Here is a 17445-nt window from a genome sequence, read left to right on the forward strand (position 1 = left end):
CGCAAACGTGAAACCCCACCCACCTGAAACCCCGCAAACGGGCCGCGGCCGGAGTAAGACTGGATGGATGGCTAGGGAAGAGGACTTCACCACCGAGGCTGCCGAGGGCCAGCGGGACCGGCGGTTCCACGGTGGCGCGCCGCAGCGGCTCGACGACGACGAGCTGGCGCGCCGCACGCGGGAGGAGCGGGTCGACGCCGGTACGTCCGACTACGACCCCGACGACGTGCCACCGGCCACCGACGAGCCCGTGCCCACCGACCTCAGCGACTCGGCGCTGGTCGAGGACATCGAGGGCGTCGCCGCGCGCCAGGAGGACGAGGACGAGACCCGGCCGTTGAGCCCGGACAACCCGTTCCCGCCCACCCGGTACGACGAGAGCTAGGCGGCCAGCGCCGCGTATCGGCCGGCGGAGTCGACCAGCGTCTCGTGCGTGCCCGACTCCAGCACCCGGCCGTGGTCGACGACCACGATCTGGTCGGCATGGCGGATCGTCGAGAGGCGGTGCGCGATCATCACCGTGGTGCGCCCGCGGGCCAGCCGGTCGAACGCGCGCTGCACGGCCCGTTCCGTCTCGGTGTCCAGCGCGCTGGTCGCCTCGTCCAGGACCAGGATCTTCGGATCGCGCAGCAGCGTACGGGCGATCGCGATGCGTTGCTTCTCACCACCGGAGAACCGGTGTCCACGCGACCCGACCATGGTGTCGTAGCCGTCCGGCAGCGCGGCGATCACGTCGTGGATCTGGGCCGCCCGGGCCGCCTCTTCCAGCTCGAGATCGGTCGCCGACGGCTTCGCGTACCGCAGGTTCTCCCGGATCGTGGTGTGCAGCAGGTAGGTCTCCTGGCTGACCACGCCGACGATCCCGGCCAGGTCGGCCAGCCGCAGGTCACGCACGTCGACCCCGTCGATCGTCACGCGGCCGGCGGTCGGGTCGTACAACCGCGCGACCAACCCGGCGAGGGTGCTCTTCCCGGACCCGGTCTCGCCGACGAGCGCCAGCGACGTACCGGCCGGCACGTCGATCGTCACGCCGGAAACGGCGGGAACCTGGCTGCCCGGGTACGTGAAGCTGACGTCCGACAGACGCAGGTGCCCCTCGACCCGGTCCAGCGTCACGGGCGTCGCGGGGTCGTCGACCTCGACCGGCAGGTCCAGGTACTCGAAGATCCGCGCGAACAGCGCCAGCGAGCTGGTCAGCGTGACACCAACGTTGAGCAGGCCCATCAGCGGCCGGAACAGGCCGGCCTGCAACGCGGTGAAAGCGACCAGCGTGCCGATGCTCAGGGCGCCGGCGGTGAACGGCAGTCCCGCGCTCAGGTAGATCAGCGCCGGGATCGCGGCGAAGATGATGCTCATCGAGGCCATCCGCCAGCGGCCGGCGAGCTCGGAGCGCAGCTCCAGGTCGATCAGCCGGCGGGACGACGCGGTGAACCGGTCGATCATGGCGGCACCGGTGGACAGCGTCTTGGAGAGCTGCGCGCCGCTGACCGAGAGGCCCTCCTCGATGGTGACGTTGAGGTCGGCGAGCTCGCGCTGGCGCTGCTCGGTGATCGCCCGGCGCATCCGGGCCACCCGGCGGGTCAGGAAGATCGCCGGGGGCAGCACGACGAGCGAGACCAGGGAGAGCTGCCAGGAGAGCGCGACCATCGCGGCCATGGTGGCGATGGTGGTGGTGAGGTTCGAGGCGATCGACGTGGCGGTCGTGGTGACCACGGCCTCCATGCCGCCGATGTCGTTGGTGATCCTGGACTGCACCTCTCCGGTGCGCGTCCGCGTGAAGAAGCCGACCGACTGCCGGTGCAGGTGGCCGAAGACGCTGGTGCGCAGCGCGTGCATCACCTTCTGCCCGACGGAGGTCGAGATCCAGGTCTGGACGACCCCGAGGGCAGCGGTGGCGGCGGCCACGCCGATCATGCCGATCACCAGCCACATCAGCAGCCGAAGGTTCTGCTGCGGCAACGCGTCGTCAATCACGGCGCGCAACAGGAACGGCGACGCCATCGCGACGATCGACGAGACGATGATGATCAAAGTGACAATGCCCAGGGGCCATCGGTACGGCGTGAAGAGCCGCCCGATCCGGCGCAGCGACACCTCGCGCGCCTGGGTCTTCTCGGCCTCGCTCGCGCGTCGGCCACGTTCGTACGAAGGCAAGGTCCGGTTGTCCTCCCGCGTGCGTATTGCTGAGGTTCCCTCAACATGAGGTTACAACTAGATCAGTTGGTACGGTATTCCCCGTGGACCAGGGGGAGAGCCTCTCGGAGGCGTTCTGGGGCGTGGCCAGGCGGCTGCGGCACCTCAACCGGGAGACGATGGCGCCCTGGGAGGTGACGCCGGCCCAGTGGCGGGCGATCAACGTCCTGGTCGAGCACGGCCCACTGCGCCTCGGCGACCTGGCCGAGAAGCTGCACATCGCGCCCCGCTCGACCACCGAGGTGGTCGACGACCTCGAGCGGCGCGCCCTGGTCGAGCGCCACCCCGACCCGGCCGACCGCCGGGCCACCCTGGTCGCCCTGACCACCGACGGCACGGCCGCCGCGACCGCGATCCGCACCGCGCGCACGGCCGAGTCCGAGCGTTTCTTCGGCTCGCTCTCCACCGCGGACCGCGACCACCTGAGCCGCATCCTGCACGACCTCGCCCACGAATAACGGCTACACCGCTGACCAGGTTCTGACAGAAGATCGGACAGCGGGCGGGTGTCCGTCCACGATAGAGTCACGCGCATGGAAGCGCTCCCACGCCGCATCGCGGCCCTGCTGTGCTGCGCTGTTCTGACGGTCGCGTTCGCCGGTGCCTGCGGCGACGACGACGTTCCACCGGCCCCGCCGTCCACGGCCGACGAAGCTCCACCACCCGCGGAGCGCTGCGGCCGCTCCGGCGACGTCGCGAAGGTGGTGCTGACCACCAGCGACGGCCTCGAGCTCGCCGCCGCCCGGTTCGGCACCGGCCCGCGCGGGCTGGTCCTGGTGCACCAGCTCGGCAGCGACCTGTGCGGCTGGTTCCCGCAGGCCCTGCGCTGGGCGGGCGAGGGCTACCAGGTGCTCGCCTTCGACCAGCGCTGCGACGGGCTCAGCGAGTGCGGCGGCCCCGAGCCGGCGACCGACCTGCCGGCCGCGGTGGCCGAGCTACGCCGCTCCGGCGCCACCACGGTCCAGCTCATCGGCGCGTCCCGGGGTGCCTCGATCGCACTGGTCGCCGCCGCGCACCCGGAGACCGACGTGGACGCGGTGGTCTCGCTGTCCGCGCACGACACCTCGTTCGCGGCCGCCGCCACCGCACCGACCACGCCGGGCGACGCCGCCGCGGCGATCAAGGTGCCGTTGCTGTTCGCCTGCGCCGACGACGACCCGTCGGCCTTCTGCGGCGACAGCGACCAGGGCTTCTTCAAGGCGGTCGCGGCCACCGACAAGAAACTGATCGAACTGAAGGACAGCCCCCTGCACGGCTGGGACATGCTCGGCGCGATCGAGTCCGATGTGGACACCTTCCTGGCCGGGCATGCGGGCTGAGACCCGGTCAGGGCTTCCAGTAGAGCAGCGTGCGGTCGTGCGCGAAGCCGACCCGCTGGTAGAACGGCACCGCACGGTCGCTCGAGTGCACGGTCACGTGCTCCAGGTCGAGCGTGCGAGCCTCGGCCAACACCGCCGCCAGCAGCACCGCGCCGACACCGCCGTCGCGCAGCTCGGGCACCACGTACACCGATTGGACGTCCCCGCTCCGCCGGCTTCGGCTGCGCGGAGTGGGGACCCGCTCGGCCACCATCAGCCAGGCCATCCCGACGGCCCGCTCGCCGTCCTCGGCCAGGAACGGCAGGTGCGATGCCTGGTGCTCGGCGAGCCAGTCGGCGAAGGACTCCAGAAAGTCGGCGCGGTCGGTGCCGGTGTAGTCGCCCTCCTCGGTCACCCGCCGCCAGCGCAGGCCGGCCAGCGCCGCCGCGTCGGCGACCGTCGCTCGTCTCACTCGCACCGGCCAAAACCTAGTCGGTGGCCGCCAACACCCGGTGCAGGAGCGTATTGAGCTGGGTCGCCTCGGCGGCGGTGAGGCCCAGCGCGGCCGGGCGGTTCATCCGGGCGATCACCGGCCAGGCGCGGCCGAGCAGTTCGTGGCCGTCCGGTGTGAGGCTGACCGACAGCGGCTGACCGCGCCGGGGTTCGGGGTGCTCGACGAGGCCGTCGGCGACCAGGCCGCGCAACAGCGAGCCCATGCTCTGCGGCGTGACCCGCACCTGGCGGGCGAGCTCGGCCGACGACATCCCGGGGTTGCGGCTCAGCGTCGCCAGGATGCCGAACAGGTGCGGTTTGAGGCCCACCTCGGCCAGTTGGGCCGTGAAGACCCGGCTGAGCGCGTGGCTGGCCCGCACCACCGTCCACGGGACGACGGCGTCGTCGTCGAACTCCATGTTTAGTAGCGTATGGTCTCGGCTACCTATAAGGCTCCTTATACCCCTGACCCCGGGAGCGACTTTCGATGTGGACCGAGCGGATCCTGCGGCACCGGCGGCTCGTCATGCTCGGCTGGCTGGTGCTCGCGATCGTCGGTGGTGCGCTCGCGCCCAAGGCGATCGACCGGCTCAGCTACGAGTTCAGCTTCCCGGGCCAGCCAGCGTACGAGGCCAACCTGAAGATCCAGGACACCTTCGGTGGCGGCGGCGGCAACGTGGACCCGGTGGTCGTCACCGTCACCCTTCCCGAGGGCCGGAGCTTCACCGACCCGGGGGTACGCGACGAGCTGGCGGCCGCGTTCGGTCGACTGCAGCGCCCCGGCTGGCGGGTCGCCTCACCGCTGGACGTGGCCGACCCGGCGCCGTTCATCCGTGACCGCACCGCCTTCGCCCTGGTCTACCCGCCGTTCACACCCGGACCCGGCCCGTACGCCGCCGCCCTCCCCCAGCTCGAAGGCGCGCTCGCCGGCGTCACCGTGGCGGGCGCGCAGCCGCTGGTGACCGGCGTCGACCCGCTCAACGAGAGCGGCGGCGGCTCCGACCGGCCGATCATCGTCGAGATCGCGCTCGGTGCGGGCGGCGCCCTGGTCGTGCTGGCGCTGGCCTTCGGGTCGGTGCTCGCGCTCGTACCCCTGCTGATGGCCGCCGTCGCCATCACCACCACGTTCCTGCTCGTGCTGGCGCTGACCGCGGGCGTCGACGTGTCGTTCATCGTGCAGTACCTGGTCGGCCTGATCGGCCTGGGCGTCGCCATCGACTACGCACTGCTGCTCATCATGCGCTGGCGCGAGGAACGTGCGAACGGGGCCGACAACGAGCAGGCGGTACGCACGGCGATGGCCACCGCCGGCCGCGCGGTCGTCTTCAGCGGTGTGACGGTGGCGATCTCGCTCCTCGCGCTGGTCGTGCTGCCGCTGCCGTTCCTGCGCAGCGTCGGTCTGGGCGGCCTGCTGATCCCGCTGGTCAGCGTGCTGGTCGCGATGACCCTGCTGCCGGCACTGTTGGCCTCGGTCGGCCCCCGGCTGGAGTGGCCGCGCCGGCGGCCGCCGAAGACGGAGAGCCGGGCCTGGCTGTCGGTCGGCCGGTTCGTCGTCCGGCACCGCTGGGTCTCGGCCGTGCTGGCCACCGCCGCGCTCGTCGTGCTCGCGCTGCCGGTCTTCGGCCTGCGGCTCGGTTCACCGGAGCTGGCCGCGATCGCGGGCGGGGACAGCCCGGCGGCGGTCGGCTACCGCAACCTGGTCGACGCCGGCGCCGTGGGCGCCCTGCGACCGGTCGAGCTGGTGACCACCGACCCGGCCGCGGCCGCCTCGCTGGACCAGGTCGAGGGCGTGTGGACGGTGGTCACCCCGAACGGCCCTGGCTGGGTTGAGGGCGACCAGCGACTGCTGCCGGTGCTGCTGACCGACGACCCGGCGACGCCCGCGGGCGCGGAGACCGTGGAGCGGGTGCGGGCGGCGGCGACAGGCGAAGTCGGGGGCACCGCCGCGCAGGACGCCGACGCGGTCGAGGCGATCTACGGTGACAGTTGGTGGGTGCTCGCCCTGGTCGTGGTGATCACCTTCGCGCTGCTGGCCCGGGCGCTGCGGTCGATCTGGCTGCCGATCAAGGCACTCCTGCTCAACGTGGTCTCGATCGCCGCCGCGTACGGCCTGACGGTGTGGATCTGGCAGGACGGCCACGGGAGCGAGGCCCTGTTCGGCACGGAGTCCAGCGGGTCGATCACGGTGTGGGTGCCGATCGCGGCGTTCTCGTTCCTCTTTGGACTGTCGATGGACTACGAGGTCTTCATCCTGTCCCGGATCCGCGAGGGCCACGACGCGGGCCTGTCCACGGACGAGGCGACCATCCACGGCATCGGCTACACGGGCCGCCTGGTCACCTCGGCCGCCCTGATCCTGGTGCTGGCCTTCATCGCCCTGTCGACGGTCCCGGTGGTCGACGTGAAGATCTTCGCGACCACGCTGGCCCTGGGCATCGCCCTGGACGCCACCATCGTCCGCGGCGTCCTGACCCCGGCCCTGGTAGCCGCCTTCGGCCGCGTCAACTGGTGGTGGCCAGGCAAGCGACAAACACACTCGTGACTCGGGTCCGCAGTGGATTACGGCTCGTCGGGGGCGGTGACCAGTGAGGAGAGCAGGCGCAGGCGTTCGGCCGACGGCGATCCCGGCGCGGCTCCGTTGAAGATGATGCGTTGGCCCGGGTCGTCCGGCAGGCGCAGGCTCTCCTCGTTGAGGGTGAGCCGGCCGACCAGCGGGTGGTCCCACTCGCGCAACGAGTGCAGGCACTCGGCGACCGGGTGGGTCGCCCAGATCCGGGCGAACTCGGCGCTGCGGATGCTCAGGTCGCCGACAAGCTCGGCCAGCAGCGGGTCGTCGTGGGCGTCGCTGGAGGCGTTGCGCAGGTAGGCGACCGTGTTGTGGGCCTCGCGCTCCCACTCCACCACCAGGTCGCGCATCGTCGGTGACAGGAACATCTGGCGCGCCATGTTCGGACGCTCGGATGGGTGCAAACCGAGCAGCGCGAAGCCCAGCCGGTTCGCGCCGAGCAGGTCGGTGCGCCGGCCGACGACGATGACGGCCTGGTCGGTGGCGCTGTCGGCGAGGGCGAGCACCGAGTCGCGGACCTTCTCGGGGCCGGCGGGGCGGCGCGGCACGGCGGCCGGGCGGGCCAGGCGCACCAGGTGCAGTCGTTCGGCCTCGTCCAGGCGCAGCGCGCCCGCCAACGAGTCCAGCACCGAGTCGGACATCTGGTGGCTTTCGCCCTGCTCGATCCGGGTGTAGTAGTTCACACTCACGCCGGCGAGCTGGGCCACCTCCTCGCGGCGCAGGCCCGGCACCCGCCGCGCCGTGCCATATGTCCGGATCCCGGTGGAAGCTGGTGTCAGGGCCGCCCGGCGCGAGCGCAGGAAGTCGCCGAGTTCGCTGCTCATGGTCCTGATCATCCCCTCCGCGACGACACCGGTGCCGTCCCCTGCCGTGGGTACCCAGCGCAGGGCGTGGTCGCCGTCGCTACCCAGGTGCAACCTTGTTGCGTGAGCAAATATTCATTGGGTCTCGACACGTTCGGCGACGTCCTCTCCGACAACGACGGCAAACCGGTCAGCCACGCCGAAACCATCCGTGGCCTGGTCGAGCACGCCGTGCTCGCCGACCGCGTCGGCCTCGACTTCTTCGGCATCGGCGAGCACCACACCTTCGACATGCCGCTGTCCGCGCCCGACCTGGTGATGGCGGCGATCGCGGCCCAGACCGAGCGGATCAGGATGGGCTCCGCCGTGACGGTGCTGAGCTCCGACGACCCGGTGCGCGTCTACCAGCGGTACGCGACCCTGCACGCCCTCTCCAACGGGCGGGCCGAGGTGATCCTCGGTCGCGGATCGAGCATCGACTCGTTCCCGCTCTTCGGCTACGACCTCGCCGACTACGAGGAGCTGTTCGAGGAGAAGGTCGACCTGTTCGCCCGGCTGCTCGAGGAGAAGCCGGTGACCTGGTCTGGCCGGCTGCGCGCGCCGCTGGTCGACGCCGACGTCGTGCCGCACACCGAGGGTGGACCGATCCGGACCTGGATCGGCGTCGGCGGCAGCCCGAAGTCCGTGATCCGGACGGCGACGTACGGGATGTCGCTGATGTTGGCCATCATCGGCGGCCCGGTCGAGCGCTTCAAGCCGTTCGCGGACCTGTTCCGGGAGGCGGAGCGCCGGCTGGAGAAGCCGGCCATGCCGATCGGCATCCACTCGCCGGGGCACATCGCGGACACCGACGAGGAGGCGTACGAGCAGCTCCTCCCGCACTACCTCGAGGTGCTCACCCGGATCGGCAAGCAGCGCGGCTGGCGGGCACCGACGGCCGACCAGCTCCGGCACGAGATCGAGAACGGCGCCTGGCACGTCGGCTCGCCGGAGACGGTGGCGCGCAAGATCGCCGACTCGCTGCGGACGCTGGGCGCGGTGCGCTTCGACCTCAAGTATGGCCTGGCCGGCGTGCCGCACGACGCGGTGATGCGCAACATCGAGCTGTACGGGACGAAGGTCGCCCCAATGGTCCGCGAGCTGTTGGGCGAATCCGAGAATTAATCCGGTCCGGGACAACCGGGGATCGACCACGCCGCGTTTGAAGGCGCGTGAAGCCCTCGATCCCCCGCGCTGCGGTAGCACTGGCCGCCGTGGCCGCCCTGATAGCCGGCTGCACTGACGAGCCGGCGCCGTCGAAAGCACCGGAACCGACCCCCGCCCAGACCGCCGACGCGTACGCGGCCTGGGCGGCGGGTCGGTCGACCCCGGTGCTCGACCCGATCTACCCCGAGCGGGGCACCGACGCCCTCGACGTGCTGCACTACGGGCTGGAGCTGGACTGGTCGCCGACCAAGCGCGTGCTGACCGGCACGGCGACGCTGCGGATCCGGCCGACCCGGGACGCGCCGTCGCTCGCGCTGGACTTCAAGCCGTACACCCTCGACTCGGTGACCCTCGACGGCAAGGCCGTGACCGGCGCGGTGACCAAGGCGGAGAAGTTGGTCGTCGAGAGCGCGGTGCGCGCCGACGCGCCGGTCACGCTGGTGGTCGGCTACCACGGCAAGCCGACGCAGACGCCCATGCCGTCGAAGCGCGGCGACACCCACCCGCTCGGGCTGACCGTCGACCGCGAGGGCGGCGTGTGGACGATGCAGGAGCCGTTCGGCGCGTTCACCTGGTACCCGGCCAACGACCACCCGTCCGACGAGGCCTTGTACGACATCGCGGTCACCGCGCCGAAGGGCTGGTCGGGGGTCGCCAGCGGCACACCCGTCGGCCAGGACGGCAACACGCTGCGGTACCGCAGCACTGTGCCGTTCGCGTCGTACGCCACCACGCTCGCGGTCGGGAAGTTCAAGAAGTTCACCGACCAGGGGCCGCGGGGCATCCCGCTCACCTACTGGTACCACGATGCCTCGGCGCTGCCCCCGCTGAAGCGGTCCACCACCTTCCTCGCCTGGCTGGAGAAGAAGTTCGGGCCGTACCCGTTCGACTCGGCCGGTGTGGTCGTCGTCGAGTCGGGCTCGGCGATGGAGACCCAGCAGATGGTCACGCTCGGCGAGGTGTTCACGGAGATCGACGACAAGTACAACGACCTGATCACGCTGCACGAGTACGCCCACCAGTGGTTCGGCGACGCGGTGACCCTGACCGACTGGCGCGACATGTGGCTCAACGAGGGCTGGGCGCTCTACGCCCAGAAGCTCTACGAGGTGGAGAACTACGGGCTGAGCCGCAAGGACCTGGTCACACAGAGCCGGAAACGGGACGGCGAGCTGCGCAAGGAGTACGGGCCGCCCGGCGCGCCGAAACGCGACGAGTTCGGTGCGCCCAACGTCTACACGTGCGCTGCGGGCATGCTCCGCCAGCTCCATCAGGCGCTCGGTGACGAGCGGTTCTTCGCGCTGGCGCAGGGTTGGGTGCGGGACAACCTGAACAACCAGCAGACCCGGGCATCGTTCATCGCGTACGTCAACAAGACCACCGGCCACGACTTCACCGCGTTGATCGATACGTGGCTGGACTCGCCGACCACACCGCCGGAGACGGGACCGCTGGCCTGATCGGACGGGGCGGCGGGAGCACCGGGCTGTCGGGCACAATCGGCGGCGTGACCGCCAACGAGTCGTCTTTCGACGAGACCGTCGTCGACGACCCGGCGGCCCGGGTCCTCTACTGGGTGCTGTTCCCGCTGCTCGGCGCCGGCCTCGGCTGGGTGGTCCAGTGGGCCGCGGGCTTGGTCGCGGGGTTGCCGGTCGCCCCGCTGCGCGGCGTCTTCCGGTGGATCGACGAGGCGCCCGACCCGCAGGCGACGTTGGCGGCGGTCGGCGTCGGTGCGGTGGTCGGCTTGATCGTCACGTTCCTCGCGGTCGCCGACATGCTGGTGGTGCGGGTCGGGCCTGGCGAGGTCACGTTGACCCGCGGCGGCAACCAGGCCAAGGCGCGCCGGGCGGCCCGGGGCGAGGTCACCGCGGCGTTCTTCGACCGCAACGAGCTTGTACTGCTCGGCCGCGAGGCCCGCGAGCTGGCCCGGGAGAAGACCGACCTGTCGAAGAAGGACGTGGCGGCGGCCTTCACCGGCAAGGGCTATCCGTGGCTCGCCGACGGCGACCCGCACCGGGCCGAGTTCCGGATCTACACCCGGCTCGACGACGACCTGCCGGGCGTCGCGCACGGCCTGCTCATGGACCGGGCCACCGCTTTGGAGAAGGGCAAGACCGACGAGGCGACCATGCTCCGCGATCAGTTGCTCGCGTTGGGCATCGTGGTGCGTGACGAGAAGAAGAAGCAGCACTGGCGACGGGACCGGCGGGAGTTGGCATGACGCTGCGGATAGCGATGTGGTCGGGGCCCCGCAACGTCTCGACCGCCCTGATGCGCAGCTTCGGCGCGCGACCCGACTGCGTGGTCGTCGACGAGCCGCTCTACGCGTTCTACCTGGCGTCCACCGGCCTCGACCACCCGGGCCGGGCCGAGATCCTGGCCAGCCAGCCGACCCACTGGTCCGAGGCGGTCGACGAGCTGCGCCGGCCGCTGCCCCCGGGTCGGTCGGTCCAGTTCGAGAAGCACATGGCGCACCACCTGCTGCGCGAGGTCGGCCGGCTGTGGCTGGGCCAGGTGACCAACGCGTTCCTGATCCGCGACCCGGCGCACGTCGTCGCCTCGTACGCCAAGGTGCGTGGCACGCCGACCCTCGACGACCTGGGCTACCCGCAGCAGGTGGAGATCTTCCGCGCCCACGGCGGCCCGGTGCTCGACTCCGCCGCGCTGCTCCGCGACCCGGCCGGCCAGCTCCGCAAGCTCTGTGCGGAGCTGGGCATCGAGTTCGACGAGGCGATGCTGAGCTGGCCCGCGGGGCGGCGCGAGGGCGACGGTGTCTGGGCGCCGCACTGGTACGCGGCGGTCGAGCGGTCGACGGGCTTCGCGCCCTATCGCGACGAGCCGGCCGACGTGCCCACGCATCTGGCCCATCTGGTGGAGGCGGCGCAGCCGTTCTACGACGAGCTGGCCGCTCACCGGCTCTAGATCACCGCTGTGCCGTGCTCCCGGGCGTGTGCCTGGTAGATCGCTGACAACTTGCTCGTCACCGGGCCGACCTCGCCCTCGCCGATCGTCCGGCCGTCGATGGTGGTGACCGCGGCGAGCTCGCCCATCGTGCCGGTGCAGAACACCTCGTCCGCGGTGTACATCTCGACCAGCGAGATGTCGCGCACGATGACCGGGATGCCGGCCTTCGGTGCCAGGTCGAGCACCGTGTCACGGGTGATGCCCTCTGGGCAGGCGACCGTACGCGGGGTGACCAGCGCACCGTCGACCACGGCGAACAGGTGGGTGGCGTTGGTCTCCGCCACGAAGCCGCGGGAGTCGAGCATCAGGGCGTCGTCCGCGCCGGCCACGTTGGCCTCGACCTTGGCCAGAATCGAGTTGAGCAGGTTCGCGTGGTGGATCTTCGGGTCCAGCACGTCGGCGCCGGGCCTCCGGACACTGGCGGTCGCCAAGGTCAGGCCGGCTGTGTCGTACACCGGCGGCTTGTGCTCCGCGAGGACGATCAGGGTGCTGCCGACCGTGTTCAGCCGGGGGTCCATGCCGCTGGTCAGCTTGACGCCACGGGTCAGGGTCAGCCGCACGTGTACGCCGTCACGCATGTCGTTGGCCTTGAGCGTCTCCGCCACCGCGCGGATAATGTCCGAATCGGACGGAATGTCGGCGAAGTTCAAGGCTTTCGCTGACCGTCGCAGTCGGGCCAGGTGCGCGTCGAGCGCGAAGATCTTGCCGTCGTACAGCCGCAGCCCTTCCCAGACCGCGTCGCCACCCTGGACAACCGAGTCGAACGGCGACAATCCGGGCTCGTCCCGGTGGCGAAGCACACCATTGACCCAATAGCGAAGGTCGGCGTTCCTCTGGTCGTACCGCTGCAGCATTCACCCAGCAGATCACGGCCATCCACCCGACTAGCGCGCAGGGCGGTCCCGAGGGCAGAGTGTCTGGCGTGTCGTCGCCCTCCCCCCTCGCCGCCGCGCTCCGCCAGGCACAGGCGTTGCGCGACGCCGGCGACCTGAACACCTCCCGCGCGATCCTCGAGGACGCGATCGACGCGTCCCGCCCACTTCTCGGCGAAGACCACCCGGAGTTGCTCGGCGGCCAACATGCGCTGGCCACGCTGCACCGCGAGGCCGACGACCCGGCCGCCGCCCGCCGGGTTCTGGAAGAGGCGATCGCGGCCGGCGAGCTGCATCTGGGCGAGGCCAACCCGCTGATGCTGGCGCTCTCGTTCGACCTGGGCACGGTCGCGGAGGAGTTGGGCAACCGCCACGAGGCCCGCCGCAACTTCACCCGCGTCGCGACCCACGGCCGGGCCGCGTTCGGTGAAGACCATCACATGGTGCGCACGGCGGTGGACTATCTCGCGTCGAGCGGCGGCGAGATGCCTCCGCTGCCGCCTCTCCAGCCCGAGGTCGCGCCGCCTCCGCCAGGTTTACGCCCACCGGGTGCGTCGTTTCCGCCGCCAGGCGGTGGGTGGCCGGCCGGTCCGCCCGTCCCGTCGCCCGCCGCCGGCTGGCCCGCGGGCCCACCGTCCACCGCCGGACCCTCCGGTCCGCCTCGACCAACCCGCCCAGCGGTTCCGTCGCCTGGCGGCAACTGGCCCGCAGGTCCGCACGACACCGCCGTTCCGTCGCCCGCAGGCGGTCAGCCCGCAGCTCAGCCGGAGTCCGCTGGCGGGACGCCGCCGGACTCGCCGTGGGCTGCCGAGGCGGCGGCACGGTCGGGGCACGAGGTCGCGCCTGGGGTGTTCGGCCCGCCGCGGGACGGTGCCGCCGCCGAGGCGACCCGGGCCGCGATCGACGCACCAACCCAGGCTTTGCCTACGCAGGGTGCTCGGCGACCGGACGAAGTGGACCGCCGCGGGTCGGAGCCTGGACATGAGCCAGCGCCGAAGGCGGGCGGTGCGGCACCGTGGGGAGCAGCCCCTCACGACCCTGCGGGGCCGGGCCCGAACAGCGGCGATGGCGGACCGACGCCACCGGGCGGTGCGGTCGGCTGGGGTTCGCCGGCGCCGAGCTCACCCCCTCCGGCCAGCGCCGGCGCGGACGGCGGTCAGGCCGCAGGCACGCCGGACAACGGTGGCGGATGGTCGGGCTTCGCCACCAACCCACCGGCGCAACCGGGCAACGCCACGCCCGCACCGACGTCACCGGGCAACGCCGGCGGGTGGCCAACCCCGCAACCCGGCAACGCCGCACCCACACAACCAGGCAACACCGGCGGATGGCCTACCCCGCAAGCCGGCAACGCCGCGCCCACGCAACCGGGCAACGTTGCCGGATGGCCTGCCCCGCAACCGGGCAACGTCGTGCCCGCGCAACCAGGCAACGCGCCTGGGTGGCCCGGGTCTCCCGGCGGCCCGACGGCGCACGGACAGTCGGCCCCGGCTGGGGTGTGGGGGCAGGAGTTGGAGCCCGCGCGGGAGAGGATGCCGCAGGCGTTCGGGCCGCGGCCCAGGCCTGCTGCCACTCCATCCGCGGCGGTCGAGGTGGCGCCCGTATCCCTGCATGGTCCGATGGCGGCTGCCGCGGCTCGGGACCGGGCGCGGGGTCGCAGTGCGACGGTGGCCGCGTTCGTCGCCGCCGCGGCGGCGGTCGTGGCCGCGCTGCTCGTGTTGACCGTGGTGCTGCGCAAGGAGACCGACCCGCCGCGGAACGCCGCGGTGCCCGAGATCAGCGCCGGCGCGGTGATCCCGAACGGGCCCGCGTTGGGTGGCGATCCACCCACAGACCTGGCGGTACGGGAAGACGGCGACGCCCTGCTGCTCACCTGGACCGACCCCACGGCCGGCACGGTGCCGTTCATCGTCGCGGCTGGACGGTCCGGCACGCAGCTTCGCGCGATGGCGACGATCGAGCCCGGTGCGACCCGGTATCTGGCGAATGGTCTGAGCAACGAAATCAACTACTGCTTCACCGTGGTGGCTGTCTATTCGACCGACAAGTACGCCGCGTCCGGTCAGGTCTGCACCACCCGTACGGCCGAGACTCCGCGGTAATCCACAACACACCGACGGTAGGCGCGACTGGAGCGACCTGCGGTGACACGAGGATCGCTCAGCGTTGTCCACAGGGCACGAGCACACTGTCCACAGCCGACCACAACGGGTGCGCGCCGCCATTGACAGCCCCATATGATGGCCCCTGGCTTCGGGGAGGAACGCCAGGGCGGCCCAGCGTCGCCTACACACGGGTGGGGAGGGGCAGCCGGCTGTGGCCACCACAGACAACGGCACCATGACGGGCGCCGACGGCGCAGCGGAAGATCTCGACAAGGCGCTCGACGCCGCGCTCGGCAAGCCGAAGCGGCGCATCCCGCGCGGCGGCCTCGTCACCGGCGGCGTGGTGATAGCGCTGGTAGCGGCCATGGGCTTCACCGTCCTGGGGCTCGGTGTGGCCGACAACGCGGTGGCCAACTACGACGCCAGCTCCTGGCTGTGGAGCCGGGCCAAGAGCGAGGTGGCCCGGGTCAACGGGCTCACGGGCCGGGTCGACACCCGGGTCCCGGTCGCGCAGTCCCGCAACCACGCGATGCAGGTGACCCAGACCGACCGTTTCCTGATCCTCCGTGACCTCGCCACCGGCCAGGTCAGCTCGCTCGACCTCGCGACGCTCCAGGTGATGGCCACCACCCGCACGACCTCGGGGCTCGGCGTCAGCGTCGCGATGCGCGACGACGCGGCGTTCGTGATCGACGCGCCGCAGGGCGTGGTCCGCCAGCTAGACCCGCGCTCGCTGGTGCCGATCGGCGAGCCGGTCCGCTACCCGCCGGGCATCTCCGGCGGCACGTTCGACGGCACCGGGCGGCTCTGGGTCGCCGTGCCCAGCGAGGGCACGGTCTCCGCGATCACCCCGGCGCCGCTGCCGAGCGCGCCGGCCGATCCGCTCCCGACCGGCGCCGCACTGGTCGGCGTGTCCAACCCCGGCTCCGGCGGTTCCGGCGGCGGGGTCAGCCCGGCGCTGGTCAAGACCGTGACCGTGGCCGACCCGAGCCACGACCTGGCGGTCAGCACATTGGACGACGGCGTGGCCGTGCTCGACCGCACCACCGGCGCGCTGACCACCGTGCGGGGCGACCGCGAGCACCAGGTGGCGCTCCAACTGCCCGGCATCGGCGCGGTGCCACCACGCACCAACGGATCGCGGGTTCCGGTGACGGTCGCCGAGGGCCGGCAGGTCCTGGTGGTCGGCGAGGGCGGCCCGGTCAGCCAGTTCAAGGTGCCGGGTGACGGCGCCGACCTGCGGCCGGCGGTGGCCTGGGCCGGCCGGTTCTACTGCGCCGACGAGCGCACGGGCAGCGTCTACGTCTTCGACGAGCGCGGGCAGCTCGTCGACACCATCGAGATCAAGGGCGCCAACGGGCCGCTCGAGCTCGAGGTCCGCGAGAACTACCTGTTCATCAACGCGCCCAACTCGTCGACGGCCCGCGTCGTCGACGACAAGCACCACGTGCGGGTGGTCGACAAGTACGCCGACGACGTGCTGGGCGGCGACCCGCCCAAGGACCCGCCGAAGCCGCCGCCGGTCAAGGAAGACGTGGTCACGAAGCCGAGCGCGCCGCGGTCGGTGACCGCGACGGCCGGCGACAAGCTGGCCCGGGTGAGCTGGCGGGCAGCGTCCGACTACGGCTCGTCGATCACGAAGTACGTGGTCGAGGGCGGGCCGCAGCCCGTCGAGGTCGGCGCGCGGCAGCGGTCCATCGAGATCAAGGGACTGACCAACGGCGAGACCTACCGGTTCTCCGTGCACGCGGTCAACGGCAAGGGTGCCGGGCCCGCCAAGCGCGGCAACCCGGTGGTGCCGACCGCCGACGTGCCCGACGCGCCGGCCAGCGTCACCGCCGAGGCCCGGCCCGACGGCACCGTGCGGGTCAGCTGGCCCGCGGCCAACGGCCAGGGCAACCGCATCGCGAAATACTCGGTGACCGCGACGACCGCCGGTGCCACCGCTCCGGCCGGCGAGAGCACGAAGACCGAGCTGATCGTGGCGGCGGGCGAGCTCGACTACGGCACGCAGTACGCGTTCACCGTGGTCGCCGTCAGCGACAAGGGCGCCGCGTCCACGCCGTCGCCTGCCAGTGACACCGTCGTGCCGTTCACGGTGCCCGACAAGCCGCTCAACGTCGACGCCGTGGCGCCCAACGAGCCCGGCACGATCACGGTGAGCTGGGGCGCGCCGCCGGACAACGGCCGGCCGATCACCGAATACGTGGTCACGATCAACGGGCAGACGCTGCGCACGACGGCGACCACGCAGAAGGTCACCGGTCTGCCGGAGGGCGAGGCGGCCACCGCCACGGTGCGGGCGGTCAACGAGGCGGGCGAAGGTCCGACGGATGCCGCGACCGCGACCACCATCGCGAAGCCCACGGTGACGCTCGGCACGGCCCGCGTCTCGTCGACGACGGTCACCGTGCCCGTGACGGTCAACGACAACGGCAGTGCGGCGCAGTGCCAGGTCACCATCTCGTACGACGGTCGTTCGGAGGCCAGCGGCTGGCGGGCCTGCGGCGAGATCGCGGTCAACGCGTGGCGGGCGGGCACCACCTTCTCGTTCGTCGCCTCCGCCCGCAACAACGCCGGTCAGGTCGACCAACCCGCCCGCAACGCGACCACCACCGCGGTCAACGGCCTCGTCTACTGCGTCGACCCCGCCGGCGAATACTGCGGCGGCGGCATCGGCATCTACACCGGCACCCGGCAGGTCGCCAGCGAGGCGGTCGGCGACACGCCCAACGGCGCCCGATACACGGCGTGGTGCAAGAAGGCGGGCACCAACATCAAGGCCGTGCAGTACAACGGCAACAAGGCGAGCACCTGGTGGGTGCAGATCACCTTCAGGGGCAACGCCCGCTACATCCCGTTCGCCTGGCTCAACCTCGACAACGGCGACAACATCAACGGCCTGCCGACGTGCGTGTGAGGACCCGGTGACCCAACCACAGCAGG

15 protein-coding genes are annotated in these 17445 nt (G+C 71.6%); 10 read left to right on the forward strand and 5 right to left on the reverse strand.

What is annotated here, in order from left to right; translation table 11 throughout:
- Positions 1 to 67: 67 nt before the first annotated feature.
- Entirely contained in the window at positions 68 to 385 is a 318-nt protein-coding gene (locus tag BLV39_RS32275; protein ID WP_090800394.1) for a hypothetical protein, read from the forward strand.
- Here BLV39_RS32275 and BLV39_RS32280 read toward each other — a convergent pair.
- Positions 382 to 2154: an ABC transporter ATP-binding protein gene (locus BLV39_RS32280; protein WP_090800395.1), complete on the reverse strand. Its 1773-nt coding sequence runs from the start codon at positions 2152 to 2154 to the stop codon at positions 382 to 384. The genes BLV39_RS32275 and BLV39_RS32280 overlap by 4 nt on opposite strands.
- A gap of 83 nt (positions 2155 to 2237) precedes the next feature.
- On the opposite strand from BLV39_RS32280, the gene BLV39_RS32285 reads away from it, so the two are divergent.
- Together BLV39_RS32285 and BLV39_RS32290 are read left to right on the forward strand one after the other, a co-directional pair.
- Positions 2238 to 2651 carry a MarR family winged helix-turn-helix transcriptional regulator gene (locus BLV39_RS32285; protein WP_239083883.1) on the forward strand — a complete coding sequence of 138 codons (414 nt, stop codon included), beginning with the start codon at positions 2238 to 2240 and terminating at the stop codon, positions 2649 to 2651.
- Between the two features lie 75 nt (positions 2652 to 2726).
- Complete coding sequence (locus BLV39_RS32290; RefSeq protein ID WP_090800396.1) at positions 2727 to 3512, forward strand: alpha/beta hydrolase; 786 nt, start codon at positions 2727 to 2729, stop codon at positions 3510 to 3512.
- Between the two features lie 7 nt (positions 3513 to 3519).
- Here the strand turns inward: BLV39_RS32290 and BLV39_RS32295 are convergent, their stop codons facing one another.
- On the reverse strand, positions 3520 to 3969 hold the full coding sequence (locus BLV39_RS32295) for a GNAT family N-acetyltransferase (RefSeq protein WP_090800397.1): 450 nt from the start codon (positions 3967 to 3969) through the stop codon (positions 3520 to 3522).
- A 10-nt stretch (positions 3970 to 3979) separates the two neighbouring features.
- A complete protein-coding gene (locus tag BLV39_RS32300; RefSeq protein WP_090800398.1) occupies positions 3980 to 4402 on the reverse strand; it encodes a MarR family winged helix-turn-helix transcriptional regulator in 423 nt (140 codons plus the stop codon).
- A 68-nt stretch (positions 4403 to 4470) separates the two neighbouring features.
- Here BLV39_RS32300 and BLV39_RS32305 point away from each other — a divergent pair, with 68 nt between their 5' ends.
- The gene (locus BLV39_RS32305; protein WP_090800399.1) at positions 4471 to 6525 is read left to right on the forward strand and encodes an MMPL family transporter; all 2055 of its coding nucleotides are present in this window, start codon (positions 4471 to 4473) and stop codon (positions 6523 to 6525) included.
- Between the two features lie 17 nt (positions 6526 to 6542).
- Here BLV39_RS32305 and BLV39_RS32310 read toward each other — a convergent pair whose 3' ends face one another.
- A complete protein-coding gene (locus tag BLV39_RS32310) occupies positions 6543 to 7373 on the reverse strand; it encodes a helix-turn-helix transcriptional regulator (protein WP_090800909.1) in 831 nt (276 codons plus the stop codon).
- 102 nt (positions 7374 to 7475) lie between these two features.
- On the opposite strand from BLV39_RS32310, the gene BLV39_RS32315 reads away from it, so the two are divergent.
- Genes BLV39_RS32315 through BLV39_RS32330 form a run of 4 tightly spaced genes read left to right on the forward strand, consistent with a single transcriptional unit; the run spans position 7476 to position 11480 of the window.
- Entirely contained in the window at positions 7476 to 8516 is a 1041-nt protein-coding gene (locus BLV39_RS32315) for an Atu2307/SP_0267 family LLM class monooxygenase (RefSeq protein ID WP_090800400.1), read from the forward strand.
- A 47-nt stretch (positions 8517 to 8563) separates the two neighbouring features.
- Positions 8564 to 10018: a M1 family metallopeptidase gene (locus BLV39_RS32320; protein WP_239083884.1), complete on the forward strand. Its 1455-nt coding sequence runs from the start codon at positions 8564 to 8566 to the stop codon at positions 10016 to 10018.
- Between the two features lie 47 nt (positions 10019 to 10065).
- Positions 10066 to 10779 (forward strand): YqeB family protein, encoded by a 714-nt coding sequence (locus tag BLV39_RS32325; protein ID WP_143049979.1) that lies wholly within the window; start codon positions 10066 to 10068, stop codon positions 10777 to 10779.
- Positions 10776 to 11480, forward strand: a complete 705-nt coding sequence (locus tag BLV39_RS32330; RefSeq protein ID WP_090800402.1) for a sulfotransferase-like domain-containing protein — start codon at positions 10776 to 10778, stop codon at positions 11478 to 11480. The genes BLV39_RS32325 and BLV39_RS32330 overlap by 4 nt, the downstream gene beginning before the upstream one ends.
- Here BLV39_RS32330 and BLV39_RS32335 read toward each other — a convergent pair.
- A complete protein-coding gene (locus BLV39_RS32335; RefSeq protein WP_239083885.1) occupies positions 11477 to 12322 on the reverse strand; it encodes an aminotransferase class IV in 846 nt (281 codons plus the stop codon). The two genes, BLV39_RS32330 and BLV39_RS32335, sit on opposite strands and share 4 nt — an antisense overlap.
- A 122-nt stretch (positions 12323 to 12444) precedes the next feature.
- Here BLV39_RS32335 and BLV39_RS32340 point away from each other — a divergent pair, with 122 nt between their 5' ends.
- Positions 12445 to 14496: a tetratricopeptide repeat protein gene (locus BLV39_RS32340; RefSeq protein WP_143049980.1), complete on the forward strand. Its 2052-nt coding sequence runs from the start codon at positions 12445 to 12447 to the stop codon at positions 14494 to 14496.
- A gap of 238 nt (positions 14497 to 14734) precedes the next feature.
- A complete protein-coding gene (locus BLV39_RS32345) occupies positions 14735 to 17419 on the forward strand; it encodes a fibronectin type III domain-containing protein (protein ID WP_090800913.1) in 2685 nt (894 codons plus the stop codon).
- Positions 17420 to 17445 lie beyond the last annotated feature (26 nt).

The sequence above is a fragment of the Asanoa ishikariensis genome, assembly GCF_900107455.1.
Lineage (GTDB): Bacteria > Actinomycetota > Actinomycetes > Mycobacteriales > Micromonosporaceae > Asanoa > Asanoa ishikariensis.